Origin of the sequence: Shewanella sp. KX20019 (genome assembly GCF_016757755.1) — a bacterium.
Classification (GTDB): Bacteria; Pseudomonadota; Gammaproteobacteria; order Enterobacterales; family Shewanellaceae; genus Shewanella.
Genome location: NZ_CP068437.1, coordinates 2974209 through 2999539, shown reverse-complemented (window position 1 = coordinate 2999539; position 25331 = coordinate 2974209). Strand labels below are relative to the sequence as shown.

At 45.5% G+C, this 25331-nt stretch carries 24 protein-coding genes and 1 pseudogene; 22 read left to right on the top strand and 3 right to left on the bottom strand.

Features of this window, described 5'->3' with window-relative positions:
• The first annotated feature begins 7 nt into the window (after positions 1-7).
• The 19 genes and pseudogenes from JK628_RS13140 to JK628_RS13050 form a co-directional block, all read left to right on the top strand.
• The gene (locus JK628_RS13140) at positions 8-538 is read left to right on the top strand and encodes a terminase small subunit (protein WP_202285088.1); all 531 of its coding nucleotides are present in this window, start codon (positions 8-10) and stop codon (positions 536-538) included.
• On the top strand, positions 513-2513 hold the full coding sequence (locus JK628_RS13135) for a phage terminase large subunit family protein (protein WP_202285087.1): 2001 nt from the start codon (positions 513-515) through the stop codon (positions 2511-2513). The genes JK628_RS13140 and JK628_RS13135 overlap by 26 nt, the downstream gene beginning before the upstream one ends.
• Positions 2510-2713, top strand: a complete 204-nt coding sequence (locus JK628_RS13130; RefSeq protein WP_202285086.1) for a hypothetical protein — start codon at positions 2510-2512, stop codon at positions 2711-2713. The genes JK628_RS13135 and JK628_RS13130 overlap by 4 nt, the downstream gene beginning before the upstream one ends.
• Before the next feature lie 26 nt (positions 2714-2739).
• Positions 2740-4314: a phage portal protein gene (locus JK628_RS13125; RefSeq protein WP_202285085.1), complete on the top strand. Its 1575-nt coding sequence runs from the start codon at positions 2740-2742 to the stop codon at positions 4312-4314.
• Positions 4211-6313: a ClpP-like prohead protease/major capsid protein fusion protein gene (locus JK628_RS13120; protein ID WP_237524016.1), complete on the top strand. Its 2103-nt coding sequence runs from the start codon at positions 4211-4213 to the stop codon at positions 6311-6313. Before JK628_RS13125 ends, JK628_RS13120 begins: the two co-directional genes overlap by 104 nt.
• Positions 6314-6412: 99 nt before the next feature.
• Positions 6413-6733 carry a DUF2190 family protein gene (locus JK628_RS13115; RefSeq protein WP_202285084.1) on the top strand — a complete coding sequence of 107 codons (321 nt, stop codon included), beginning with the start codon at positions 6413-6415 and terminating at the stop codon, positions 6731-6733.
• On the top strand, positions 6726-7046 hold the full coding sequence (locus tag JK628_RS13110) for a hypothetical protein (protein ID WP_202285083.1): 321 nt from the start codon (positions 6726-6728) through the stop codon (positions 7044-7046). The genes JK628_RS13115 and JK628_RS13110 overlap by 8 nt, the downstream gene beginning before the upstream one ends.
• Positions 7047-7066: 20 nt before the next feature.
• Positions 7067-7633 (top strand): hypothetical protein, encoded by a 567-nt coding sequence (locus JK628_RS13105; protein ID WP_202285082.1) that lies wholly within the window; start codon positions 7067-7069, stop codon positions 7631-7633.
• Positions 7634-7668: 35 nt separating this feature from the next.
• Positions 7669-8100, top strand: coding sequence for a hypothetical protein (locus JK628_RS13100; protein WP_202285081.1), 432 nt, complete (start codon positions 7669-7671; stop codon positions 8098-8100).
• Entirely contained in the window at positions 8097-8816 is a 720-nt protein-coding gene (locus JK628_RS13095) for a hypothetical protein (RefSeq protein WP_202285080.1), read from the top strand. The genes JK628_RS13100 and JK628_RS13095 overlap by 4 nt, the downstream gene beginning before the upstream one ends.
• Positions 8817-8909: 93 nt before the next feature.
• Positions 8910-12392, top strand: coding sequence for a tape measure protein (locus JK628_RS13090; RefSeq protein ID WP_202285079.1), 3483 nt, complete (start codon positions 8910-8912; stop codon positions 12390-12392).
• Between the two features lie 32 nt (positions 12393-12424).
• Positions 12425-12796, top strand: a complete 372-nt coding sequence (locus JK628_RS13085) for a hypothetical protein (RefSeq protein ID WP_202285078.1) — start codon at positions 12425-12427, stop codon at positions 12794-12796.
• Positions 12797-12803: 7 nt separating this feature from the next.
• Entirely contained in the window at positions 12804-15284 is a 2481-nt protein-coding gene (locus JK628_RS13080; RefSeq protein ID WP_202285077.1) for a hypothetical protein, read from the top strand.
• A gap of 26 nt (positions 15285-15310) precedes the next feature.
• On the top strand, positions 15311-16267 hold the full coding sequence (locus JK628_RS13075) for a hypothetical protein (protein WP_202285076.1): 957 nt from the start codon (positions 15311-15313) through the stop codon (positions 16265-16267).
• Complete coding sequence (locus tag JK628_RS13070; RefSeq protein ID WP_202285075.1) at positions 16260-16559, top strand: hypothetical protein; 300 nt, start codon at positions 16260-16262, stop codon at positions 16557-16559. Before JK628_RS13075 ends, JK628_RS13070 begins: the two co-directional genes overlap by 8 nt.
• A complete protein-coding gene (locus tag JK628_RS13065) occupies positions 16556-18409 on the top strand; it encodes a hypothetical protein (RefSeq protein ID WP_237524015.1) in 1854 nt (617 codons plus the stop codon). The genes JK628_RS13070 and JK628_RS13065 overlap by 4 nt, the downstream gene beginning before the upstream one ends.
• 7 nt (positions 18410-18416) lie before the next feature.
• Positions 18417-18629, top strand: coding sequence for a hypothetical protein (locus JK628_RS13060; RefSeq protein WP_202285074.1), 213 nt, complete (start codon positions 18417-18419; stop codon positions 18627-18629).
• A 26-nt stretch (positions 18630-18655) separates the two neighbouring features.
• Positions 18656-19132 carry a hypothetical protein gene (locus JK628_RS13055; protein ID WP_202285073.1) on the top strand — a complete coding sequence of 159 codons (477 nt, stop codon included), beginning with the start codon at positions 18656-18658 and terminating at the stop codon, positions 19130-19132.
• Positions 19133-19224: 92 nt separating this feature from the next.
• A pseudogene (locus JK628_RS13050) lies at positions 19225-19526 on the top strand (group II intron maturase-specific domain-containing protein); the annotation flags it as partial.
• A 253-nt stretch (positions 19527-19779) separates the two neighbouring features.
• On the opposite strand, the gene JK628_RS13045 reads toward JK628_RS13050, so the two are convergent.
• A complete protein-coding gene (locus tag JK628_RS13045) occupies positions 19780-20265 on the bottom strand; it encodes a hypothetical protein (RefSeq protein WP_202285072.1) in 486 nt (161 codons plus the stop codon).
• 493 nt (positions 20266-20758) lie between these two features.
• Between JK628_RS13045 and JK628_RS13040 the strand changes: the two genes are divergently transcribed.
• The 3 genes from JK628_RS13040 to JK628_RS13030 all read left to right on the top strand — a co-directional run bounded on the left by JK628_RS13040 (position 20759) and on the right by JK628_RS13030 (position 22913).
• The gene (locus JK628_RS13040) at positions 20759-21595 is read left to right on the top strand and encodes a hypothetical protein (RefSeq protein ID WP_202285071.1); all 837 of its coding nucleotides are present in this window, start codon (positions 20759-20761) and stop codon (positions 21593-21595) included.
• A complete protein-coding gene (gene rlmA / locus JK628_RS13035) occupies positions 21595-22401 on the top strand; it encodes a 23S rRNA (guanine(745)-N(1))-methyltransferase (RefSeq protein ID WP_202285070.1) in 807 nt (268 codons plus the stop codon). Before JK628_RS13040 ends, rlmA begins: the two co-directional genes overlap by 1 nt.
• Before the next feature lie 305 nt (positions 22402-22706).
• Entirely contained in the window at positions 22707-22913 is a 207-nt protein-coding gene (locus JK628_RS13030; RefSeq protein ID WP_012155714.1) for a cold-shock protein, read from the top strand.
• Positions 22914-23582: 669 nt separating this feature from the next.
• On the opposite strand, the gene JK628_RS13025 is transcribed toward JK628_RS13030, so the two are convergent.
• Positions 23583-24482, bottom strand: coding sequence for an ABC transporter ATP-binding protein (locus JK628_RS13025; RefSeq protein ID WP_202285069.1), 900 nt, complete (start codon positions 24480-24482; stop codon positions 23583-23585).
• Positions 24479-25312, bottom strand: coding sequence for an ABC transporter permease subunit (locus tag JK628_RS13020; protein WP_237524014.1), 834 nt, complete (start codon positions 25310-25312; stop codon positions 24479-24481). Before JK628_RS13020 ends, JK628_RS13025 begins: the two co-directional genes overlap by 4 nt.
• Positions 25313-25331 lie beyond the last annotated feature (19 nt).

Genomic DNA, 25331 nt, shown 5'->3' with positions numbered 1-25331 from the left:
GTGCGGAATGGCTCAAATAAAGGCGCAAAAAACCGAGCCACTATTACTGAATAAAACCGACTTATGCCGCAGTCTTGGGATTAGTACCCAAGCGTTCGACAAGTGGACGGTACCCATTCATAGCAAGAAAGGCCGAGAGTGCCTTTATACCATGAGCGATGTGGTAGCTAATCGTGTTGGCAATGAGCGCAGCAAGCATGAATCGACAGCAGATGATCCTGACAAGCAAAACAACATTGATTATGAACGTTATCGATTAACCAAAGCTCAAGCAGATGGCCAAGAACTTAAAAATGAAAAAGAGCGTAAAGAAGTTGTAGACGTTGATTTTAATATCTTTGTTCTCAATCGTATTGCCGCGCAAATTGCGCCAGTGCTCGATCAAATTCATATACGCATGAAACGTAAGTTTCCTGATATTTCAGACAAGCTCATTGAAGCCATGAAAGCTGAGGTGATTAAGAGCCAAAACACGGTGTCAAAGTTGGCAGACACTATCGGAGATCTATTAGATGAGTATATCGGCAGCGCAGATTAAAAATCTGAAAGCCGCCGTAACCACTGGTTTGCGTTCGTTCTATCGCCCTCCGATTTTAACTTGCTCTGAATACGCTGATACGCATTTTTATATGTCCTCTGAATCCTCATACACTGAAGGTAAGTGGGAAAGCCTACCGTTTCAGGTGGGCATTTTAAATGCCATGGGTAATGACCAGATCACCACGCTGAATTTAATGAAATCGGCGCGTGTGGGTTATACCAAGATGCTGATGGCAAATAGCGCTTATAAGGTTGAGCACAAAAAGCGCAACGTACTGATTTATCAGCCGCGTGATACTCAAGCAAAAACCTTTATGAAAAAGCACGTTGAAACGGCGATCCGTGATATTCCCGTTTGGCGAAAATTGGCCCCTTGGCTCGGTCGCAAGCATAAAGACAGCACGCTTGAAGACAAAATATTTAGTAACGGCAAAACCCTGATGGTGCGCGGTGGTACCGCCGCGGCGAACTACCGTGAAATATCAACCGACGATGTGACTTACGATGAATTGGCGGGCTTTGATGAGTCCATCGAGCATGAGGGTAACGCAACATCATTGGGTGACACTCGTGTTGAATTGTCGATGTTTCCTAAATCCATTCGAGGTTCAACGCCAAAAGTACTCGGCACTTGCCAGATAGAAAAGGCTTGCAGCGAAAGCCCGCACTTTTTTAAGTTTAATTTACCTTGCCCACACTGCGGCGAGCTGCAACAGCTACGTTGGGGCGGGGCTGAGGAGCCTTTTGGTATTAAGTGGTTGCGCGACAGTAACGGCAACCAAGACCCAAGCACAGCTTATTACTTATGTGAGCATTGCGCGTGCTGTATCGAAAACAATCAACTCGATGATATGGAGCTTGATGCCCGCGCCGTGTGGATCTGTGAAAACACCGGGGTTCGTACTGTTAACTACATCGATTTTTATGATGCTGATGGCAACGATATCACCACCCCTGCCAATATCTCAATCCATGTTTGGTCGGGTTACAACTCGCTAAATAGCTGGGCAAAGCTGGTTACCGAGTTTTATAAAGCCAAAGGTGATCGCGAGAAGATGCAAACCTTTGTTAATACCAAGCTGGGCTTGCCTTGGGATGAAGATAACGGCGAGCGCTTGGAGTGGGAAGAACTCGCAAGGCGCCGAGAAATGTATCCCGATAACAAGCTACCTGATTGGGTGGTTTACTTAACAGCCGGTATCGATACCCAAGATGATCGCTATGAAGGGCGCGTTTGGGGATGGGGCGCAGGTAAAGAGTGTTGCTTAGTCGATAGATTCATTCTTAACGGCGACCCTGCAAGCCAAGTGCTGCTCGATAAAGTCAGTGAGCGATTGCAAAAAAGCTATATTCGCGCCGATGGCGTTCGCTTGGACTTAGGCTTAGTAGCTTGGGACTCGCAAGGCCACTACACCGATACTGTTTACTCAATGAGTAAAAAGCTTGGGGTGATGAAGGTGATCCCCATTCAAGGCGCCAACGTTTATGGCAAACCTATTGCCAATTTCCCCAGAAAGAAAAATCGTAAAGGCGTGTATTTGACTGAGGTCGGTACCGACAACGCCAAAGAGTTGATTATGTCGATGCTACGTATCGCGCCAGATCCTCATGTTCGTAAACCTGGTGCCATTCATCTGCCGCTAAACGAGTCAATTTGTGACGATGCAGAGCTGCAGCAGTTAACGGCTGAGCGCAAAATTCCTGTCCGCCGTAATGGTCGCATTGTATATCGCTGGGATGCTGGCAAACGCCGCAACGAATCACTCGATTGCCTGGTGTATGCGATGGCCGCGCTTTACATCGCACAAGAGCGCTTTGGGATCGACTTAGAGCAACTGGCTAAAACCACTGTTGCCGCCAACGACACTGAACAACAAACGGCTCAATCCGAGTCAATTAAAGCCCATTCAGAATCACGCAGCGACTCAACAAATAGTTGGCTTGGTGACACAGGAACAGGAGGTTGGCTATGAGCCAAGCGCTCGCACAAAAAATGATAGATGCCTACATCACGGCAGAGCTTGATGTATTAGACGGTAAAACCGTGACAGTTAACGGTAAAACCATGGGCAGTGAAGATCTGCCCGCAATTATAGCGGGGCGTAAAGAGTGGGAGCGCCGCTTAAATGCGTACTCAAGCCCGAATGCAGGCTTTGGCCAAGCGCAGTTTTAATCACAGTTTTCGGTTAAGGAATATTCATGAGCTGGTTAAATAACGCTATCGCCCAAGTATCGCCTAAATGGGCGTTGAATCGTGAAGCTGCAAGGCAAAGCTACGACTCCATAAAAGGCTATGAGGCGGCAAAAGCAAGCCGAACTCACAAGGCTAACAAAGAAGCCCGTGGTGCTAATCAAGCGGTATTCGCTGCAGGTAAAAGCCTGCGTGAGCAAGCACGCTGGCTTGATGAAAACCACGATTTAAGCATCGGCATACTCGACCGAATGGAAGAGCGAGTAATTGGAGCCCAAGGGATTGTAGTAGAGCCGCAGCCCCGTGATCTAGAAGGCAATATTCTCGATGATCTTGCCAATGAGCTACAACGCCGCTTTGGTAACTGGTCATTAAAGCCCGATGTTACCAGCCGTTATTCGCGGCCAGAACTTGAACGCTTAGCACTGCGCACCGCTTTACGTGATGGTGAGGTGTTCGGCCAACATATATTAGGCCGAGTGCCGAAGCTTATTCACCCTAACGAGCAAGGCACTCCCTATTCAATTGAGGCGTTGGAGCCTGATTTTGTGCCGTTTGAGTTAAACGATGTGGCTAAGCGTATTCGCCAAGGGTTAGAGGTTAACGCTTGGGGGCAGGTCGTTAATGTGCATGTGCTGCTAGATCACCCCGCAGACAAGCAAGGGTTTCGGCATAAAACCAAAGCAATCGCTAAATCAAAGATGCTGCACTTAGGCTTGTTTAAGCGCCTACATCAACTGCGCGGCATTAGCATGTTTCACGGCATTATGACCCGTCTTGGCGATATTAAAGATTATGAAGAATCAGAGCGAGTCGCGGCAAGGATCTCGGCAGCACTAGCCTTTGTGATCAAGCGTGGTTCCCCAGATGCATATGATGTTGGCGGTTCTAAAACCCAAGATATTAAATTTAGCCCAGGCATGACCACCACATTAGCGCCTGGTGAAGATATCGACACGCTAGAGTCCAATCGCCCCAACGTTCATTTAGTCGATTTTCGTAATGGCCAGTTAAAAGCGGCAGCTGCTGGTACCCGTGGCAGTTACTCATCAATATCCCGAGATTACAGCGGCAACTATTCAAGCCAGCGGCAAGAGCTGGTCGAGCAGGACGAATCAAACCGCATCATGCAGCAATGGTTTTGTGCTGGCTGGTCGCGACCTGTTTTTCGTAACTGGCTCAAGATGGAGCAGCTAAACAAGGTTGATCCGCTAATACTGCCTGATGATCTTGATATCAACACCCTGTTCGATGCTGTGTATTACGGTCCCACTATGCCGTGGATTGACCCGCGCAAAGAGGCGCAAGGTTGGGAGGCTATGATTGCCGGTAATGCAGCAACTGAGGCTGAGTGGGCTCGCGCTCGTGGCCGTAACCCTGCGGAAGTAAAACGCCAGCGTAAACGCGAGGTGGAGTACAACCGTGAACATCAAATGGTCACCGATAACGACCCCGATCCCACACTTGGAGAATCCAACAGTGAAGAAACCAGCACAAAGCAAAATGCTAGCAACAACGCTCGCCGCGCTCGCCGTCAACAGCGTGCTGATCGCGCCGCAAGGGATGGCGAGTCCGGCAATTAATAATGAGTCAGTACCTAATAAAAATTGGTATGAATTAAAAGCGCAGAACGGCCACGCCGAGATCATGATTTACGATGAAATTGGTGGTTGGGGGGTAACGGCTAAGCAGTTTGCTCGTGATCTTCAAGCGCTTGGCAAAGTGTCATCTATTACCGCTCGCATCCATAGCCCCGGTGGTGATGTGTTTGAGGGTATGGCGATATACAACATCATTAAGGGGCATCCCGCACAAAAGGTATGTCATATCGATGGGCTTGCCGCATCAATGGCCTCGGTTATTGCTATGGCGTTTGATGAGGTTGTTATGCCTGAAAACGCGATGATGATGGTGCATAAGCCTTGGGGCGGCACTTTGGGCGATGCTGATGATATGCGCAAGTATGCCGATCTGCTTGATAAAGTTGAGGGCAATCTTGTTGGTGCTTACGCTCAAAAAACAGGGCTTAGCGATGATGAACTGCACTCTTTACTCGCTAGTGAAACATGGCTCACTGGCCGCGAAGCGCTCGAACAGGGCTTTGCCGATACCGTAACCGATCCGCTGCAGATGGCAGCATCACTAAGCTCAAAACGACTTAAGGATTTTACTAATATGCCTGAAGCTCTAAAAAATCTGTTTGCACCGCAAGGCAATGCGCCTAGTGCAACAACACCCGTTGCCGCAACTCCAGCGCCAGCATCGGCACCAGCTGCTATTAACCCGCCGTCACAAGCGGATATTACCGCGGCTGCAGCCACCATGAACAAAGAACGGATTGACGGTATTAATGCCGCTTTTGCAGCGTTCCCGCAACTGGGTGAACTAAAAAACAGCTGTATTGCTGATGCAACTGTTAACGCCGAATCCGCCAAAGATAAAATCCTAGCATCACTTGGCCAAGGCACAGCTCCAGCAGGGGCACAGCCACAAAGCGCTATCATTCACGTTGGTAACGGTAACTTAGTTGGCGACTCGATTAGCGCACATTTGATGGCTAAGGCGGGTCACGGTGAACGCCAAGCTGATAACGGTTATGCCAGTTATAACTTAAAAGAGTTAGCGCGTGCATCACTGCAAGATCGCGGTATTGGTATTGCTGGCCTAAACCAAATGCAGATGGTGGGCTTAGCATTTACCCATGATTCATCTGATTTCGGCAATATCTTGCTTGATGTGGCGAATAAGTCAGTGTTGTTAGGTTGGGAAACCGCACAAGAAACATTTGAACGCTGGACCAAGAAAGGTCAGCTTGGCGACTTTAAAGTGTCTAAGCGTGTTGGGCTTGATGAACTTGGCAGTTTGCGCGAAGTGCGCGCCGGAGCTGAATATAAGTATGTCACCTTGGGTGATCACGGAACAGATATTGCGCTGGCCACTTACGGTGAGATTTTCTCAATTACTCGCCAATGCATCATTAATGATGACATGGATATGCTCACCTCGATCCCGATGAAGATGGGCTCCGCGGCTAAAGCTACTGTTGCTGATCTGGTTTACGCTATTTTAACCAAAAACCCGAATATGGGTGACGGTAAAGCGCTATTTCATGCTAGTCATGGCAACTTAAGTACGGGCGCACCAGGCGTTGATTCGTTAAGCGCATTGGCTGAGTTGATGGAAAGCCAAACAACGGGTGGCAAGCACCCTCGCGCACTTAATATCATGCCTGAGTTTGCGTTGGTACCGCCAAACCTAAAACGCTCTATCACTCAGATCATCAAATCAAGCTCTGTTAAAGGTGCCGATGTGAATGCTGGCATTGCTAACCCAATTCAAGACTTTGCCGAGGTGATCTCTGAGGCGCGTCTTGGCCAGCATAGTAAAGAAGAGTATTACCTTGCTGCTGGGCAGGGTCGTGACACGATTGAAGTCGCTTATCTCGACGGTATCGATACGCCTTATATTGAGCAGCAAGATGGCTTTAGTATCGATGGTGTGGCGACTAAGGTTCGCATCGATGCGGGTGTGGCACCACTTGATCACCGCGGCTTAGCCAAATCTACGGGTAAGCCAGCGTAAAAAACAATTATCAATCAACAATTAAAACCGCTCTTTGTGTTTAACGCATAAGGGCGGTTTTTCATTTGTATCTTTCAATATTGATTTAGGAATAACGTAATGAATAATCATATTTGTGACGGCAACACTATCGACCATACGCCGACCGCTGATGTTGCAAGCGGTGCACCGACGCTAATTGGTAAGCTTGTTGCTGTCGCGTTGGGTAATGTAGTGGCAGATACCGAGGGCACCTTTGTCACCACGGGTGTATTTGAGCTGGCCAAAGTTGAGGCTGATGATATCGGCCAAGGCACACAGGTGTATTTAAAGGCTGATGGCAATATTACCTCAACGGCATCGGGTAACACCTTAGCGGGTAAAGCATGGGCCGCAGCTGGTAACCCATCGCTTACCGTATGGGTAAAAGTGAATGCCTAGCGTGGCAACTCACGCTGCTAACCAAAGGTTTGTTCGTAAGCTCGGACGAGCCTTTAATAAGCTGGCAACGCCTTGCCAGTTTATTAGTCATTCAGGCAAAGCACCATTTGATCGCGGCGTTAACCTGCAGCAAGCCCAGCGTGATGACAGTTCAGAGTATGTAGTCGAAGCGGTTAAGCTTGCTGAGTTTTTAAAAGCTGATGGCAGCGTGAATTGTGATGACCGTTTTGAGTTAGCCGGACAACAGTACGTGCTCACTCGGCTGTATGAAACTGATGAAATAACGGTGAGCTTTGTTTATATCGAGTTCTAGCGGGTTAGTCGGTGGGCATTATGTGGCTTGATACTACGGGTTTTGCTGCTGTAACCAAAGAGCTTAAGCGAATGCGTCAGGCGCAAGCGCCAGCGATTGCCAAAGCGGTTAGTGATACGGCGGTATTTGGTAAGCAGTTAGCCATTGATGAGATTTACAGTAAGTATGGCTTTAAATCAAAATCGTATATTGAACAAAACTTCAGCCTTAGCATTAACCCTAAAACCTTAACCGCCCATATTACCGCGCGTTATCGGCCTAGTTCACTAACGCGTTTTGCAACGCCAAAGTATCGAGTTGGTAAGCGTTCTCAGCGCGTCAATAGTGGCCAGATAGTGAGGTCAATTCGCAATCAACCAACTTGGTTTAAAGGTGCGTTTACCTTTATCGGTAAAAACGGTAACCAGGTGATGTACTCCCGTAGGCAGGGTGATAACAGTTGGCGCAGCTTTAAAGAGGCTAAAGCGCAAGGTGTTAAAGCCTTATATGGTCCATCAGTGGGTCATAGCTTTGCTTACATGCGTGATGATCTGGAAGTGCCGATTATTGCGCACTTGCGTAAACGCTATAACCAGCAAGTTAAATGAACCTCGCCATAAACCTCCTATAACGAGTAAACATCATGATTAACGCTATTTTAAGCCGCTTAAAAATGGTTGACGGTGCGACCGTGCGCGAGGGCTTTTATGCTCAAAGTTTAGCAAAAGAGCAGTGTTTTATCTTCTTGCAGCCTTACACCGATGGGTTCGGTGCGGTAAATGGCCGCGATAAATACCGTGATGACTTGGCGCTACAAATTGTTGCGGGGGTAACACTCAGTCGCACCGAATCCCCAACAGCGGATCTAATAAACCTGGTGCGAAACATAAGAAGCTCTTTTTATAAAGATCAACGTGACATTAATAAACCTAATTGGCTTAAAGGTGTTGCGCTTATCGGTTTTAAAGAGAGTGAACCTTGTAAATACATTATGCCCGAAGCCCATGAAAAACATGGCTTAGCGGTGATCACCCTCTCAATAACTCAAACCGTAGAATTTGGAGAACAACTATGAGCGAAACCGTAACCGAGAGCTATATTGGCTCTGGCATTGTGTATGCGGATGGCCGCGATGTAGGTAATGCCTCTGGCGTTAAAATAGACATTGAGCAAGAAACTAAATCCTTGCCTAATTATCGTGGTGGTGGCGGCAACGCAGCCGAAGTGACTAAAGTTAAGGCGGTAAAGTTATCGTTAACAATGAATGACTTTAGCAACGCTAATATGGCGTTGGCTTTGCGCGGAAAGGTAGATGTTGTCACCGCAGAAGCGATTAGCGATGAGGTACTCACTGCAGTGCTTGACGGCTTATGTGATACCAACAAAATGATTGATCTGGCGATTGCGCCAGTGGTTAAGAGCGATGATGCTGCAACGACTTTTGATGTGAATGTCGATTATGTTGTCAGTGCTGGCGGTATTCGTCCATTAAGCAGCGGCAACATCACAGCGGATCAAGTATTAAAAGTGAGTTACACCTCAAAAGCCGGTAATGCTCTGCAAGCCTTAGTTGAGTCAGGCAAAGAGCTAAAAGTGGTGATTGACGGTGTGAACGATGCTACCGGTAAGCCATGGACACTTAAGTTTTACAAGTGGAAGCCTAGCCCTACATCAGGCTTAGATTTGATTGGTGATGACTTTGGTTCATTCGATATCGAGGGCGGCGTGCTTGCTGATTCGAATATTGTTGCCTCGGGTAAGTCAAAGTTCTTTGTACGTAGCGCGGCCTAATTACTCATTAATAGTGTAGGTCTGCAACTCAAGGTCGTTACCGCTTAAAGGTGGTAACGGCCTTTTTATTAAGCCAGCAAAGGAGCGTTTTAGATGAGCTTTAAAGATCAAGTCATCAATTTGGTCATCAAGGGTAAAGACCTTTTTTCATCTGAGGCGAAGAAATCAGAACAGGCACTAGCGGGTTTAGCCCAGCAAAGTGAAACCTTAAGCGAGCGGCTACAGGAGCTCGAAGATCTACAGGGCTCAATTGGCGCTATTGATGAGCTGACACGCTCTATTAGCAAGGGCGAGAAAGCCTATGGTGACAACAGCGTAGCGCTAGATAAGCTAGTTAAAGAGCAAAAACAGGCGATAGCGGCAGTTAAACAGCTTGATACAGCCCATAAAGCGGCGTCCGCTCAAACTGATAAAACCGAGCAAGAGTATAAGCAAGCCAAAGTACAATTGGCGCAGTATGAACAACAAATATTATCGGCTAAAGCCAGTGTTGATAAGTTATCGACGGAACAGAAAAAGGGCAGTCAGGCCAGTAAAGAGCAGGCCATAGCATTAAGCAAAGCCAATACGGATCTAAAGCAACTAGAGCAAGCACAAACCTCAACAGCCCAGAGTGCCAAGCAGTTATCTTCTGCGCTCGATAGCCAGCGCCGTGAACTGGTTGAAATTGCTGTAGCCTCCGATGAAGCAGCCCGTAAAAAAGCCGACTACACATTAAAAGTAAAACATGCCCGTAGTGAGCTCAATAAGCAAGCGACAAGCCTTAGTAAGAACAAAACCGAACTCGAGCAGCAAACCAATAAGCTCACCAAAGCCGGCTACTCGATGGATAAGCTGGCCGATGCCAGTAAAGAGCTAAAACAGCAACAGACTGCAGCAGAAACCGCGGTATCAAGCGTCAATAAGCAACTTGCCCGCCATGACAAGTTACTCACCGAGTCAAAAAAATCAGCCAATGACTTTAGCGGTAGCATCAAATCAGCGACCGGATCACTGGTGGCGATGGCTGGGGCATATATTGGTGTTGATAGGTTATGGGAAAGCCTAAAAGGCATTCTGACCGCGGGTGATGATGCGCAGTCTTTTTCTGTGCAAATGAAAGCTATGATGGGCTCGATTGCCGGTGGCGAGCAGGCAGTTGCTTGGATTAAAGAGCTTGCTAACAATACCGGGACCAAGCTTGAAAGTGTGCAAAATGCTTTCTCAGCGTTAAAGACTTTTGGTATTGACCCAATGAACGGCTCATTGCAGTCGATGGTTGATTACAATGCGCGTTTAGGCGGTAGCCAAGAAAAGCTTGAGGGTATTATTCTTGCCGTTGGCCAAGCGTGGGCTAAGCAAAAGCTGCAGGGTGAAGAGATCTTGCAGTTGGTTGAGCGCGGCGTTCCAGTATGGGATTTGCTTGAAAAGGTTACCGGTAAAAACGTTACGCAGCTGCAAAAGTTAAGTGCCAGTGGTGAGCTAGGCCGCGAGACAATAAAAGCGCTGTTTGATGAAATGGGTAAACAGGCCAACGGCCAAGCGTCGAAAAGCCTCGATAGACTCAGCGGTCAAATTAATCTTATCTCGAATAAGTTTGAAGAGTTTAAGCGCATTATTGCCGATTCTGGTGTGTACCAGGTGGCGGTCGATTTTCTTAAAGACTTAAATGCTCAGTTTGATCAGCTCAATCAAGACGGAAAAATAAAATCCGCAGCAGAAGATATAAGCCAATTCTTTTCAGCGATGATCCGCGACTCCGGCTCTAGTCTTAAGGCAGTACTTGAGAACATCACTGCATTTACCACGGCACTCAATGTCATTTCTGGTGGTATTCGTCTGTTTTGGAATGGCATAAGCGCGGGAGTCTCTACTTTAGCGGCTGCGGTGACGTTGTCGCTAGCGCAAATGATGGAGGGTTTTGCCAAGCTGCATGAGTTTATTGGTGCAGATCAGCTAGCTGCAAATGCGCGTGAAGCTGCTGCGGCGCTGCAGATCATTAGCGATGCGTATGTGGCGCAAGTGGAGCAAGATGGTAAAGACGTTCGCGCAGCCTGGCAGCAGATAACTGGCGAAGTAGAGCAAGCAGCCACCAAAGCGTATAGCACTATGTCTGCCAATGCTGAGAAGTCAGCAGATAAGCAAGTTAAGTCCGTAACTAAGGTTATCAGCGCCCAAGACAAACAAGCTGCAAGTATCAAAGCGCTGCAACTGACAATGTCTAAGGCTGGCATTGAAACCATCAAAACACTCAAAGAGCAAGAGGCCTCAGCCCGTAAAACGTTTAAGCAAGTTGAGCAGGGTGCCAAAGATGGTGTTGTCTCTACTTACGAACTAAACCAGGCATTCTTAAAATATGCAGCGGCTGCAGTTGAGGCCGCAGCAGCAAGTGATACCCAAGTTGATGCTAGTATTCGCCAGCAAGCCGCCGCCCTTGGCTTATCTGGTGATCTGCAGCAAGTCATAGAACAGTATCAAAGGCTGAAAGAGACACAGGCCGACTTTGACAATCAAACCCAGCAAAACATGGATCAAACCCAGCAAAGCATCCAAAAGTCGGCAGATGCGACAACAGGTTACGGTACTACGATAGAGAATACCGTAGGAATGGTGACAAAAAGCGCCGAACAGGCTGGCACAGCACTGTCTGGGGTCGCTGAGTTTTTCACCGCCTATTTAAAAGGGATAACCGATGGTATTGCTGAGTTAAGCGAAGGGGCTACGGTTTACTTTAAAAACATGCTTTATCATCAAAATAAACTGCTTGATGATTCGAGCGAGTTAGAAAAAGCGACGCAGCAATATAAAAGTCTCACTAACGAAATTAGAGATCTTGAGAATGTGCTCGCAAAATCCATCGATTTTACTGGCATAAGTACCTTTGCCCGCAAAGCTGAAATCGCAGGAAAGAAAACTGAGGCGGCTTACCAACGACAACGAATGGAGCTGCTTGAACTCGTTGAGGCGTTAGAGGCCACCGGCGGAGCTAGTATTAGTCTGGTTCGCAAAGCCGAAAGAGCAGCTGAATCGCTAGAGTTGGTGAATGATCAAGATATGGGGACCCTCACATCTGCTATTGATAGCGCTACAGATAAGATGGATGCGCTACGCGGCAGTGCGCAAGATACCCTCTCATCACTGAAAGATGAGCTAGATAGCCTGCAGGGGAACGATAAAGCTATCGAGCAACGCGAATATGATCGTCAGTTAGCTGAGTTGAAAGAGCAACTTAGGCAGGCTCAGATCAGCGGTGATAAGAATATGATTGCCGACTTGTTAGAGTCTGAACAGATCTTAAAGCGAGTGCATCAGATGAAGATGGACGAGTTTAAGGTCCAAGAAAATGCTAATAAATCCAGTGCCGAGCAGGTAACTGCAGAGCAAAATGCCCAAGCAAGCAAGATCAGTCAACCAAGTGAGCCGGCAACCTCATATAGTGTCCCTCCGCCCGTACCCATTACGCCTACGCAAACTTCAACCACCTCGGCAGTGTTAGTGCTGCAGGTGGGAAATAAGCAGTTTGACACACAGACTAAAAAAACCATTTTGGCTGAATTGATGGCTGAAATAGAGAGACAGCAGCAATTAGGGGCGTAAGCCTTACATATCGAGTTAACGCCGAGGTTTTCATGCAAGTCATTGACACCATTCAACCCAAATTGCAGCAGCTTATTTGGTTAAATCGCAACAACCAAAAAAAGGTATTAGCTAACTCTAAGCGAGCCAGTAACGGCGCGCTAATTGTTAATCAAACGCTGATCCCATCGGGCTTACCCATTGAACTCGGTACTAAAGATAGCGGCTTAGATAGAGCAGATTTTGAAGCGCTACAACAGCATAACGCCACAGTGTTAACTGCATTTACCTTAAAACTTGATAACGAAACCATGCAAGTGATTTGGGATAACAGCGGCGATGCGGTGAGCGGCATTGATTTGTTTGATCAAGTCAATGGCTATGACCTGGTCACTAACGTGGTATTACGATTTTTAACAGTGTGAGCAAACTATGACAATTACCCGTAACGATTTAAAAGTATTTAAGCCAGAATTGCTTGGTTCAAGCGATGAGGCTGGCGGTTTACGCACTAAAAATGCGATTGAATCAGGCAAGCTCAATGAACTGTTTAGCGCAATCTCTGATATTGACCATGCGCAATCGGCTATCGATATCGCCAAGTGTTACCCGGCGCTCGATACTAACAACACCAGCACCTTGCTCGATGGTCATATCTTTATTAGCGAGCCGCCAACTGATCCGCTTGTGTCGTTAATGTTGGTTGAATCTGACTTGCTGACAGACGCCGATAGAATGACTGACATGAAAGAGATCATTGAGTCAGGCGTGACCAGTGGTAGATTAATTCGTGATGGTGGACCGGGATTTTTGCTTAATCAAAATTCGTTTTCAGCCGACTATTTGCAATCAAGCACCCTGTTTAATGGCCGTGAATATTGGAAAACCACCACATTAAGCCCTGGTACTGTTATCGCGATCAGTGTCGAGTATTCAGGTAATGAAGTGGGTGAATGGCCGCGTAAAACCCATTTTTGCAAAGTGGTGTCAGCAACAGCCAGCACAGCCAGTCACTCGGGAGGCGTTCGCTTTGAGCCTGCTATCCCTTTTGTCACCCCGGAGCCAAACCAAGGCGTGAACGGTGAAAGTCGCTGTACTAAATTGCGTTTTGTTAATGCCGTTTCACCGTTGGTATTTCACGGTGTAGCAAGGCTAACGGCCGCGGCCTCGGCTAAAAGCGTGGCGGTTGATAGCACGAAAGCGTCACTGTTACCCGCGATCACCACCGAAGTACCCAAGCCGGGTAATACCATCACAGGCGGTAGTGAAGATGGCGGTGATCTAACAGCCAGCCAAGTGTTTGATAAAACGCTAACCCAACCGAGTATTGAGGGCACTTTTAGTTACGTATTTACCACCCCTGATGTATTAGATGATCCTGATGGCTTACTCGCTATTTCATTGCTGCCGACAGGGAGCTTTAGAAGTTCGAGCCAAGTGCAGTCCGTCACCATCGGTGCGGGGAACATTACCGTCACGCTAACGTCATCTGCTCATACGCACATTAACGACAATATCACTCTGCGTTACAAATCATCTTACCGTTACGCGATTTACCAAAGCAGTGCCGCGTTCCCCAGTGAGAAACTATTAACGGTTGGTACCATTAAAGGCGCGGTGGTGTTCGATGATAGTAACTATCCAAGCCAAGAGGTGTTTGAGCGCGCAGGTGAAACTACAGGCAAGCTATACGATGGCGTTGAGCTGTTAGCCACAGTCGATTACATCACTGGTGATATCACTAAGCACAATGTTAGCCGTGGCACGTTCACGCTGACTTATGCGGGGTTAGTTGAGTCTAGTAGCGTAGTGGCCGCAGGTGACACCACAGTATCATTTCAACTCTCAGCAAACGAACCCAAGTTAAACACCTTCTATCTGCAAGTTGAGCGCATATCAGATAGGGCCATTGTTAGCGCGAGTGCCGATAGCAACGGCGTAGTGACTGGCGCAGGTATTAGCGGCACCATCACCAACGGCTTAGTTGAGCTGCTTTTTACTAGCGCTGTGGACTTAACGACCTTGCGCTATGACATTACTGAGCAATATCGGCAGCTACCGCCAGCCGAAATCTATGGCCTAAATCCGCTGCGTATTCCCAATGAGGGCATTGTTGATATTTTCCGGCAATGGGGAACGGTTGCGCTGCAGCATACGCAATACCAACCCATTTCAGCCCCCGCTGCAGCGCAAACTAAAAACATTCGTGCAGGGGCGCGTTTTACTGATATTACCGATGCTAATGGCGCTAGCCTTTGGACGCCAACCGATGAGCATTTCACGGTTAACAAAGAGGCGGGCATTGTAACGTTAAACAGTGACTTTAGCGGTTTTACTGCGCCATTTGTCCTCAGCGATACCATTGGCGAATTGGCCTTGGTCGCCGTGGTTAACGATGCTGAATTGCTGCTTTCAAGCGAGTTAACTCAAGAGTACCCAATCAACTCAACGGTGGCCAGTGTGCAGATATTAGGGGACTTGCAAGCCCGAGTTGGCCCCGTTCGCGATATGACCGCCTGGTCTAACAATTGGGCGTTAGACGGCGCACCCGCAACGGGAAATCTCAACAGCGTCGATTTTCCAGTTGAAGTCAGCAATGACACCGCCGTCAATGAAGAGTGGGTATTACTGTTTACCTCAGCAACCGCTTTTAGATGCATTGGTCAACGTCTTGGACAAATAGCCACAGGCGACACCATAAGCGACTTTGCCCCAATTAACCCCCTCACTAATAGCCCGTTCTTTATCATTCGTGCTGCTGCATTTGGGGGCGGCTGGAACGCGGGCGAAGCGCTGCGGTTTGAAACGATTGCCTCGGCTCAGCCGGTAATGGCACTGCGAACAGTACAAGCGGGCCATAGCCAAGTCACTACCGATAAAGCGGTACTTTCGTTCCGTGGCAATGAGTCTTAAAAACTAACTGATTAAGGATTTTAACAATGGGATTACCAGTAACAGTATTTAGATCGACAGACGAGGGGGCTCCCGTTGTAGCGCCTACAAAGCCTTCAGATTGGCTGGCTATATTTAAAGCTTGCCTAGTAGACGGCTATGGATCTAAACAACCACTTGGTTGGACGCTTGAGTTCGAAGATTTAGTCAATTTTAAAGCTGTTTTTAAAAATGATACATCAGTGGGAGGATCTGGTGGTGCCTTACAAGTACAAGCGCATGCTGCCAGTGACGCCGAGGGTCAACTTGTCAGGCTGACTGCCGCTATAGAAATAACCACATTAGATACATTTGTAGAGAAATGCGGTTATAGAACGATTACTACCCGGAATGACTCAATTCGTGTAGGAGGTTGGACTTTGATAGGTTGTGGTCGCAGTTTCTACGTTAGGCAAGAGTGGGGTTATCAAACTTGGGCAACGACTACTTCGTCTTATTATGACTATATGCCCGCATATTGGATAGGTGATATGCAGTCAGTTGTACCAAATGACCAACACATATTCACGATGCTGTCTGGTGGATCCAACCGTAGTGCTAGTGTTGACTCAACTCTAAACGATGCGTCAGAGAATCAATTGGGTGGAAGTGTTGCTGCTGTTTGTCAACTATACGCCCCCGATGGTTCGGGAGTCTCTAAAAATTACAGTAGTCCGCATGGGATAGCTTTGGGTAATACTAGTAGTGGTTATACCGCAGATTCCAGTGTACTAGGTGTACCAATGATTATGATCCCCGCTTACGCCTGGCACAATGACCCAAAGAACACTGTTAACCCGAGCTATCGTGGAACATTTCCAGGATTATACACTACTAATTTCCCCGGATATTGGGGAGCGACTTTACCAATCGTAAGAGCTGCTGGTAATGATAGTTTCGAGGCCATCTTTGGAAGACAGTTAGCATCGTACTGGGTTCAAACAACTGGTGAGTGGTATGACTAAACTTAGAATTAAAGGTGGGGTAGCTTCCCCGTATTACCAAGGGTTAATACAAGTTGATACGGATGATTCCGCTGATACATTGCTAGTATTTGATAGATTTATTCCAAACTTCAGTTTTTTGAAAGGTGGGTTAAATGGCGGTGTTGTAAAGGTAATAGTACCGCTTAGGTACTCCAACATTAGTGAACTTGTGGTTGGTATATTAGATGATGAACGCGAATATAATGGTAAGTTTGCCGATGGTGTAAAAGCCGAGGTTATTGACGGAACCGTAACGAATATCCTCTTATGACAATCTTACTTAGGTTCAATGAACCTTGGTTTAATTCGGAGTCACCGCTAAATCTAACACTGCCGTTTGAGGGGGTTAGATTGAGGTTCGACGTACCTTGGGGCGATTTCCTATCACCACTCAAGCTAAGGTACGAGGGGGAATTACCACCTAAGCCACCAATTCGTGACGGTAGTCTAGGGCTCGATATTGTACTTGCTTGGATAGAGCCATTACAGGTTGAATCGCAGACGGTAATGCTCGGCTATACCACTGGAGTTACCAACCAATATCAACTCCAGTGGCTAGCCGATAAAGCCACACAGCAACAAATTACTTTAGGCTGGCATCTTGGGCCACTGCAAAACACGCATATCAGCTTGCCATTACAGCTTGGTATGCAGCAAGCGCAAACGAACCACTTTGCTTGGGTATCCCCTGTTCTACATCACAGTGCCACCTCAGTTAATTGGTTGAGCCTTTCAGCAACAGAGAGTCACTTGCAAGTGTCTTGGTGGTTAACAGGCTCTTATCAAAGTGACACCGCGATAACACTTAAGAGTCACGATGTCGTTATTAGCATGCTCAATGTTGATTACGCATCAACGGATAGCGATGTTAATCATCATATAGACCTCGCTTGGGGGCCACATAAAGCGAAATGGGTTTGTTCAACCACATATCGAGTGCCAGAAGTAGGCTTGCTGACTATGCGCTTTAGTGAGTCAGGGCTAGATAACACTCTGTCACCAATCACCTTAAGGTTTACAGCTTCAGATAAACACTGTTATTTCGACAATGGTGGTGGCTCGATTGATGCCAATCCAATAATTCCTAACCTTGATTTTAAAGTTCCCATTGAACCTCAGATCCGCAGGGCTTATTTAATGCAACCAACGTTAACATGTACTCGCGTCAGCGACTCATTGCCGATTGTGATCGATGGCGTGAGTATCAATGATAGCCGAAGCCAATTTACTCAATCTGTAAGCCTACAGTTCAGTAGCGCTATTGATGCCACCCGTGCTGAAAATGAGTTACTGCTTATTGATATTAATGGTTATGAGTTTTTTGCTTTGGCTGAGCAGCCATCGAGTAGCGCAAGCTTTGGCACTAAAACCTATAGCAGTGCAGGGCGTAGCCGAACGGCGCAACTTGCAACCCCTTGGCGGTCATTGATTAGCTACACCAACGATACTGACCGCTCATTTGCGGGGATATTGGGAGATCTGCTTACTAATGCAGGTTGGACGGTTGAGCTAGATGGGGTAACTGATTTTACGGTACCCGCCGGTGCATTCTCAATAATGGGTAAGTCGCCAATCGATGCCGTGAATGATGCATGTGCTCAAATCGGTTGTATGCTGCTTGCTGATGAGTTTGCCAACAAGTTAAGCGTTGTTCCGCGTTGGCCTACATCGCCTTGGTTAATGGATGAGGCGATTGCTGATGTGAATATTCACGACTCAGTGATCTTGAGCTTTAGCCGTAAAAAACAAATTAACCAGGCATGTAATGCGGCTTGGGTTAGAGGTGAGCAACAAGGCGTGAGCGCAAAGGTTAAACGTGCGGGTACCGCCGGGGATATTCCCACTGCCGATATTAGTGCTCAGTTAATTGTTGATAACCAAGCGGCGAGGCTTGCAGGTACCAACGCGATAGCAGCCAGCGGCAATAAAGAGCTGATTACGGTGTCGTTACCAATTATGGCCGACCTGCCACCCTTAAAAAAGGGCATGTTAATTGGGGTTACGTATGAGGGCGAGGTATTCAAAGCAACATGCGATAGCGTGAGTATTAGCGCTAGCATGGATCAAAGCAGTGGCTTAGATATAACTCAAAGCGTGAACTTAATTAGGCATTTGGAGTAGGGGATTTATGTTTAAGCAATTACAACAAGCGCTGTCATTACCGCGCATGATCATGACCGTACAGAGTGATAACGGCAATGGTACGGTAAAGCTAATCAGTGATTCAGGCTTATCGATAACCGCGATTGGCAGCGGATCACCTGGTGCGAAAGTTTACGTGCAAGATGGGCGCGTTTTGGGAACCGCAGCAGATTTGCCACATACAGAGATAGAAGTATAAACTAGGCTAAAGTCATGGAGGATTTTATGAAGTATTCAATTTTGTTTTTAGTGTGTTTTACGACATTGCCGGCGATGGCAGGGGTCTATCGCTGTGCAGGTGATGTTTATCAGTCGGATCCCTGTGATGACTCGAGTCAGCCTGTGGATCTAAGCAATGTAGGTAGCGTTGTGGCAAATGACAACGCTTTGTACACTTCTGACGCAACCCTACGGTCTGCAGCTAGTACAGATAAAAAAGCTGAAATCAGCACCTACATACGTAACCGGCAAATTGACCGTGAAATTAGTAAGCTTAAGACTAGACGAAAAAAGGTACTCGTAAATCGTGATCAACGCATGGTCAATTTAAGAAACAGAGGCCGCTACGCTAACAACAATCTAGCCGGCGCAACCTGGCAACAAAGTTTAGCTCAAGAGATGAGTGCGATCACACAGCAAGCTGATACCGAAGTATCAACCATTGACCGCCAAATCACACGGCTTAGATCAGAGATAAAGTGAGTTTTATCATCGTTGGATAACAATAAATTTTGTCGTGGATATGAGATATCAATTGTTTAAAGCACGGCACCGGTCCTAAAACAAGATGGCACGGCTGGATCAACTACTTTGGCATAGCCAACGCTTATCAAGGGTGCGTCGACTTAGACCATTGGATCCGCCGTCGGGTACGTATGTGCTACTGGCGTCAGTGGCGAAAACCAAGGACTAAGGTGCAAAACTTACTTAAGCGTGGCGTCAGGATCCAAGCAAAGGCCCATGGTGAAGTTCGGCTCTGGTTAAATGCCATGATCAGGGATACATACAGCAAGCACTGAGTAATGATTACCTTAAGAAAGCGGGTTTATGTTCACTAAGAGATGGATGGATCGCAGTTCACTATTGTAATAAATAGGCTAACCAGAGAGTTTAGGTTAGGCGTTCTAAATGAACCGCCCTGTGCGGAGCCACATGCAGGGTGGTGTGGGGGCTGGAGGCTAGATACCTCCGGCTACCCGATTAGGTGCTGGTTCAAAGATGAGGGTTATTCTTTTTACTTTCTTTTTTGTTATTAATTAACATAACTAAATGATCAATAATCGCATCTTTTGGGTTTAGGTAGCTATCAATAATTATGTATCCAAGAACTAGAACTAATGTACTGATTATTAAAATAAAGACCATGATACGACCTCACTTTCTAACGAATAAACTAGATATATTTGTACTGAAATCACACCAATAATCCACGACCCCAATCTGTAACTCCAATGAAGTTTTACTGAAGTTTTGTTGTCTCCTGAATTAATGTAAGCCCCGACACCCACTAATAGAAAAATAGAACTTAAGCTCACAATAAAATGATCAAGTTCAATACCTTTTAAGCTAAGACCAGAAGCTAAAGCTATGAGACTTGTTAATGCAATTATAGACAACTGAAACCCGTGACTTTTAAAGTTAAAATTTGAACCATTATCATTTGCTTCTAAACAAATAGGCAACGCCCATAGAGTTGCATTAATAAACAAAAAATACATTACAGAATTTATATTAGAAAACTGTACTTTCCCTAAATAATGCCCAATCCACCAGACTCCACAGAATAAAGTATATACTAAAATAGTTGCTAATATAGGCTTGAAACTTTTTGTCATAATAACCTCCGTATTCTGACCTCGTGAATGCAGCTAACAGCTTATTGATTAGTCGCTCGATAACGTTCTTAGCAACTGTTTAGTGTGTTAAACGTAGTACAATAATAAGCTGTTGCGTAAATTTTTTTGGGGCAGATGTTTGCCGATATCACAAACTAATCAAGGTATCTGCTAGGAGTTACATTTAAAGTTTAAATTACAACTGTGCATCGCAGCGTGCATTACGAGATATTTCTGAGGCTTTAATTTGTTATTATTTAATAGCTTAGTGGTGGTGTCTCGTAATCGTGCCAGAAGAGGGTATTTTGTTTTTTTGAAGGCATAAAGTCGTAGCTATTAACTTCCATTAAGTGGATTCATCATAGCACCGCAGTAGTCCAATTGTCTTAACTTCAAGGACGGAGATACTTATTTGCTTGAATTTACATCAGCTTGATAGCTGGAACCTGCTCTCTATTGCAAGTATAATATGGCTAGGTCAATGAGGAGCTGTATGTTTGAACCGCTATTAATCCAACCGCAAATTATCGAAATTAACCACCAATCTAAATTGAAACTTGTTTTGTCTGAACAGTTTGGCAACTTTAGTGTATTGCAGCTGCAATCAGGCCCTATAGCAGAAGTGGTTGTGGTTAACGTTTCAAATTCACAAATGTCATTGATGGTTAGGCTACACCCTTACTTGTCGCTAGAGGTGTTGGAATCGCAAGAACATGTTTTGTCAAAGGCGTCCAATAGTCGTGGTGTTGGTCAAGGTTGGCGCTTGTTTTCAACCTTAGGTATTTCACCTAAACTTTGTGCTGAGCAGCTAAGACTGGGGCTGTCAATCGCGGTTGATATTAATAATGATAATGTCGGTCGGTTTCATATCGTTGAACCAATACAATGGGAATTAGTCCCTTTGGAAGCAGATTTTCGATTAGGACTTATTGCCAGAGAGATCCAATTAGCAAAGCATATTATCGCCCGTTCGATGGATATTGAACCCAACGCGGAAAGCCTTTTGGTAGAAATTAGCGAGTTAGAAAGTATTCGTAACGACTTAAAACGTTTTGCTAACGAAGGTTTGCTAAATCAGAATCATAGCGATAATGATATCAGCCAACTTGATGCTCAATTAGTCAGAAAAAGGCAGCTGTTGACTCGCGTTTATTCGCAGCTAACCGAGCGAGCTAATTTTTACTTGGCTGCTAACCTAGATATTGATCAAGATACATTGAGAAGAAAACTAGAAAGCTATCAACTGTTAGCGCCACCACAGCTAAATGAAATTGTAGAACAACTTATGGCAGATGGAACAGAGAGTTCATTTGCACTGGAGAATGATTGATGATTTACCGTTGCCCGATATGCGAACAACCTTTAATGCTGCAGAGCAAAACTTGGTTTTGTGCGTCTAATCATAGGTTTGATTGTGCGAAAGAGGGCTATGTAAACTTACTTCCCGTTCAAAAGAAAAAATCCAGTGATCCTGGTGACAACAAAGAGATGATGTTTGCTAGAAGAGAGTTTCTTAATAAAGGTTACTATCAACAGCTCAGTGACAGTGTTAATGAGCTGGCAAAGATTTATGCTAATGATGCTAAATACGGTCTCGATATTGGTTGTGGTGAAGGGTATTACTCCAATCGCTTGGCACATGAATTAGGCGATGGTTTTAACTTTTTTGGATTAGATATTAGTAAGTCAGCACTTAAGTATGCCGCCAAACGTTACCCCAATATCGCTTTTAGCGTAGCGAGTGCTTTTGATATGCCGTTCGCTGATGATAGTTTTGACTTTATGCTTAGGATCTATGCGCCTTCATTAGATACGGAACTTAAACGGGTGATAAAGTCAGGCGGGATCCTGATTACTGTATGTGCCGGGCCTAGACACCATTTTGCACTGAAAGAACTGATATATGAAACGCCTAAAGAGCATACCCAAGAGTCATCACAGATTGAAGGTTTTACATTAATCGATCAAAAACGACTTGAGAGCATGCTCAGCTTGAAAGATGAAGATGATATTAGTCACTTTTTACAAATGACACCCTATAACTGGAAATTGACAGACGAACAAAAACTCGCGTTATCAGCTTCGGGTTTTTTCTGTGAATTAGATTTCAAGATAGAAGTTTTTAGAGCGAACTAGTCGTTTTTTCTAAGTTAGACCTCCATGATTTAAGCCTTTGTTGTTATAGGTTATTTGGCTTGTATATATTATTTAATATCTGGATTTTTCTGACTGTAGATATATGAGTCGAAATACTCTTAATTTAGTCATGAATGTGTGTTGACTTATCATGGAAATGGTTTATAGTGACTGCAGCTTGAAGGTTAGGGCTTATTTTTATGTGTTCAATACGACAATGTTCGTCCTGTTAACATTAAGTAAACCGGCATTTTCCAGCTTTACCGCCGTTAAGGCTTTAATTTATATTTACAGGATTCAATATTATGTCTCAAGTTACTGGCGTTGTTAAGTGGTTCAACTCTGATAAAGGTTTCGGATTTATCGAGCAAGAGTCTGGCCCAGATGTATTCGTACACTTCCGCGCTATCAACTCTGACGGTTTCAAAACTCTTGACGAAGGTCAAAAAGTTCAGTTTACTGTTACTCAAGGTCAAAAAGGCCCACAAGCTGAGAACGTAACTGTAGTTTAAGTTACCAGCTTGATTAGCATCTAGCTAATCGCAACAAATTCTGAAGAGCCGTGGTTTACCACGGCTCTTTTTTCTTTGCTGTTTTAAAACATTATCAGCCTTGCTGCTATTGCAATAAAGTCTAATCACTAACGCACCGTCATTTTTTATTTCCCCTTGCCGTGACCAATACCTACCACCACAACGCCAAATCATCTTGCACACTTATCAATTTGTTTTTTCAAAACTGTTTAGTACCTGTTGCTACCAGTACCAGTATTTATCAAAATACAGCCGCTACTCGCTCTATCGATTTAGGTTGAGTTTTGCTTATCATAAAGATCCAAGATGTTGTGATTTATGCCATAGGCACTGAACCGAGAGAAATACCTCTGGGATCAAATCTGCTGAGCATAGCGCTTCAGAGTTGAGCTTATTGGACTAGTTGACTGCATTGAATAGAGGGGCGGCCAAAGCGCAACAATAGCCACTAGGGCTGGTACATCGTATTTAGGCACTGCGGTATTCAAGAGGGTGCCTCTGCATTCATTATCAGCATGAATTGATAAGAGTCAGAGAGCGGTATGAGTGGATGTAATTGAGAGTGTTTGACAGGAATGCCATTGGCAGATAAGTACCAATGGCGGTCGAGTATTATTTGGAAGTACTGTTTATTAATGGATCCAACTATTATGAGAAAAGCTTATCCTCTAAGGTACGTCCTCTGAGTATTGCTTTATATTGCCAGTTGTTATGTTTAAATAAGGTGAATAGGGCACTTTCAATAGCGTAATCTTCCTCGCTATTATGCTTTATCAAAAACTCATTGTGTTGTTTCTTCTCAATTGAACTAATATCTGGCAAAGCCATCACAGCATCTACGATTTTATCGGTATCACACTGCAGCATGGTCAATGTTAAATACTGGTTTTGCTGTTTATCATCCATCGATACCGACTGGGTTAGCTCTCCATGTTCAAGATATAATACTTTTCCACAGAGCTTTTCTAGTTCATCTAGGTTATGTGAGCTGATGATAAATGTAGTCTTGCCGGTAAGTTCTCTGACTAACTCACGAATTTTTTTCGCATTGGCGGGATCAAGGCCTGCGGTAGGCTCGTCGAGTAGCACCAATTCAGGTGACCCAATTAATGCCTGTGCGATAGCGACTCGCTTTGCCATTCCGTGGCTTAACGATTTAGGCTTTTGTGAGGCGCTATCGGCCAAGTCGACAAGGGATAAAACCCTTAGGGCTTCCGCTTTTGCTTCAGCTTTAGAGAAGCCCTGCAGTGTTCCAAACAATATAAGTTGAGTTAGAATATCAAAGTTGGGATCAAGGGTTGCATCTTGTGGTAGGGACGCCACGCGCCCTAGTAATGCATTATCTCCAGGCTTATGGCCAAGGATACTAATTTCGCCTGCACTGGGTGTTATGTAACCGCATAGTAGGCTAAAGAGAGTCGTTTTACCGGCACCGTTTGGTCCAACTAAAGCAATAGGTTCTCCGGCTTCCAAGTTAAGCTCAACCTGCTTTAATGCTTGTTTACTGCCGTAGGCTTTTGATAAGCCCTTACATTCTATTAATTTCATAGTGCACTCCGTTTGATATATATGCGTCCTAAAAACAGAAGCACGACTGTTTGCAACAAAGCAACGGGTGCATATGCAAAGCTACCTAAGCCTTGAGTATTAATCATTAATGAAATTTGTGAACCCGGCAGGATCCATTTCAGTTCGCTAATAATTGGCAGAAAGTTATTGATGATACCGATGGACACCGACATCGCAGCCCAAATGAGAATGGCATAGATGGTGGCTTGCCGTGCTGAGTTTGCATAAAGCGAGAGTATAGCCATTAACGCGGTATAAGGTAAAAGTACAATGACGAGATTGACGGTGACCATCAGTCCACTTGTCAAAGCGGGTATAAGTAGTGTTGTTTCTCTGCTAACCGCCAGCACTATGGTTGCTAGCACTGTTAAAGAGACCAGAATAGTTTGAATTATCATATAGCCTATAAAGCGGCCAAAGAAAATGCTGTCTCTGCTGGTTCTAAGCGTTAAGAAGCGAAATGAACCGCGCGCTTTATCAGAAGAAAATTGATCGGCAGCGATAAATATACTGAAGAGTGGAAACAGGTATAGCGCCGCAATCCAGTATATGGCTAATTCAGCGACTGACCATTTAAATAACTCACTGACAACCTGTGGCCCAAAAATACCTTCAATAAGATCTTTGTAGTGAGGAGTGATAAGAAACTCTGATGCGCCTCGGATCGGATAGAGCAAAATAAGTAACCAAACGAGGGCGAAAGCGGCGAGCGCGATCATCCCTCTAGGGTTGAATAACATCTTCTTGACTTCAAATTTGGCAAGTAAGAGCATATTGCGCAAATTATTGTTGTGTGGGCTATTTTCCAAACTATTCCCTTAATCAGTG

What these genes read in the sequence shown, in the direction of transcription:
- JK628_RS13030 (WP_012155714.1), top strand. Translation starts at nt 22,707, where the DNA reads ATGTCTCAAGTTACTGGCGTTGTTAAGTGGTTCAACTCTGATAAAGGT.
- JK628_RS13060 (WP_202285074.1), top strand. Translation starts at nt 18,417, where the DNA reads ATGTTTAAGCAATTACAACAAGCGCTGTCATTACCGCGCATGATCATG.
- JK628_RS13075 (WP_202285076.1), top strand. Translation starts at nt 15,311, where the DNA reads ATGGGATTACCAGTAACAGTATTTAGATCGACAGACGAGGGGGCTCCC.
- JK628_RS13080 (WP_202285077.1), top strand. Translation starts at nt 12,804, where the DNA reads ATGACAATTACCCGTAACGATTTAAAAGTATTTAAGCCAGAATTGCTT.
- JK628_RS13090 (WP_202285079.1), top strand. Translation starts at nt 8,910, where the DNA reads ATGAGCTTTAAAGATCAAGTCATCAATTTGGTCATCAAGGGTAAAGAC.
- rlmA (WP_202285070.1), top strand. Translation starts at nt 21,595, where the DNA reads ATGATTTACCGTTGCCCGATATGCGAACAACCTTTAATGCTGCAGAGC.
- JK628_RS13130 (WP_202285086.1), top strand. Translation starts at nt 2,510, where the DNA reads ATGAGCCAAGCGCTCGCACAAAAAATGATAGATGCCTACATCACGGCA.
- JK628_RS13115 (WP_202285084.1), top strand. Translation starts at nt 6,413, where the DNA reads ATGAATAATCATATTTGTGACGGCAACACTATCGACCATACGCCGACC.
- JK628_RS13110 (WP_202285083.1), top strand. Translation starts at nt 6,726, where the DNA reads ATGCCTAGCGTGGCAACTCACGCTGCTAACCAAAGGTTTGTTCGTAAG.
- JK628_RS13095 (WP_202285080.1), top strand. Translation starts at nt 8,097, where the DNA reads ATGAGCGAAACCGTAACCGAGAGCTATATTGGCTCTGGCATTGTGTAT.
- JK628_RS13065 (WP_237524015.1), top strand. Translation starts at nt 16,556, where the DNA reads ATGACAATCTTACTTAGGTTCAATGAACCTTGGTTTAATTCGGAGTCA.
- JK628_RS13085 (WP_202285078.1), top strand. Translation starts at nt 12,425, where the DNA reads ATGCAAGTCATTGACACCATTCAACCCAAATTGCAGCAGCTTATTTGG.
- JK628_RS13045 (WP_202285072.1), bottom strand. Translation starts at nt 20,265, where the DNA reads ATGACAAAAAGTTTCAAGCCTATATTAGCAACTATTTTAGTATATACT.
- JK628_RS13105 (WP_202285082.1), top strand. Translation starts at nt 7,067, where the DNA reads ATGTGGCTTGATACTACGGGTTTTGCTGCTGTAACCAAAGAGCTTAAG.
- JK628_RS13100 (WP_202285081.1), top strand. Translation starts at nt 7,669, where the DNA reads ATGATTAACGCTATTTTAAGCCGCTTAAAAATGGTTGACGGTGCGACC.
- JK628_RS13025 (WP_202285069.1), bottom strand. Translation starts at nt 24,482, where the DNA reads ATGAAATTAATAGAATGTAAGGGCTTATCAAAAGCCTACGGCAGTAAA.
- JK628_RS13140 (WP_202285088.1), top strand. Translation starts at nt 8, where the DNA reads ATGGCTCAAATAAAGGCGCAAAAAACCGAGCCACTATTACTGAATAAA.
- JK628_RS13040 (WP_202285071.1), top strand. Translation starts at nt 20,759, where the DNA reads ATGTTTGAACCGCTATTAATCCAACCGCAAATTATCGAAATTAACCAC.
- JK628_RS13125 (WP_202285085.1), top strand. Translation starts at nt 2,740, where the DNA reads ATGAGCTGGTTAAATAACGCTATCGCCCAAGTATCGCCTAAATGGGCG.
- JK628_RS13055 (WP_202285073.1), top strand. Translation starts at nt 18,656, where the DNA reads ATGAAGTATTCAATTTTGTTTTTAGTGTGTTTTACGACATTGCCGGCG.
- JK628_RS13135 (WP_202285087.1), top strand. Translation starts at nt 513, where the DNA reads ATGAGTATATCGGCAGCGCAGATTAAAAATCTGAAAGCCGCCGTAACC.
- JK628_RS13070 (WP_202285075.1), top strand. Translation starts at nt 16,260, where the DNA reads ATGACTAAACTTAGAATTAAAGGTGGGGTAGCTTCCCCGTATTACCAA.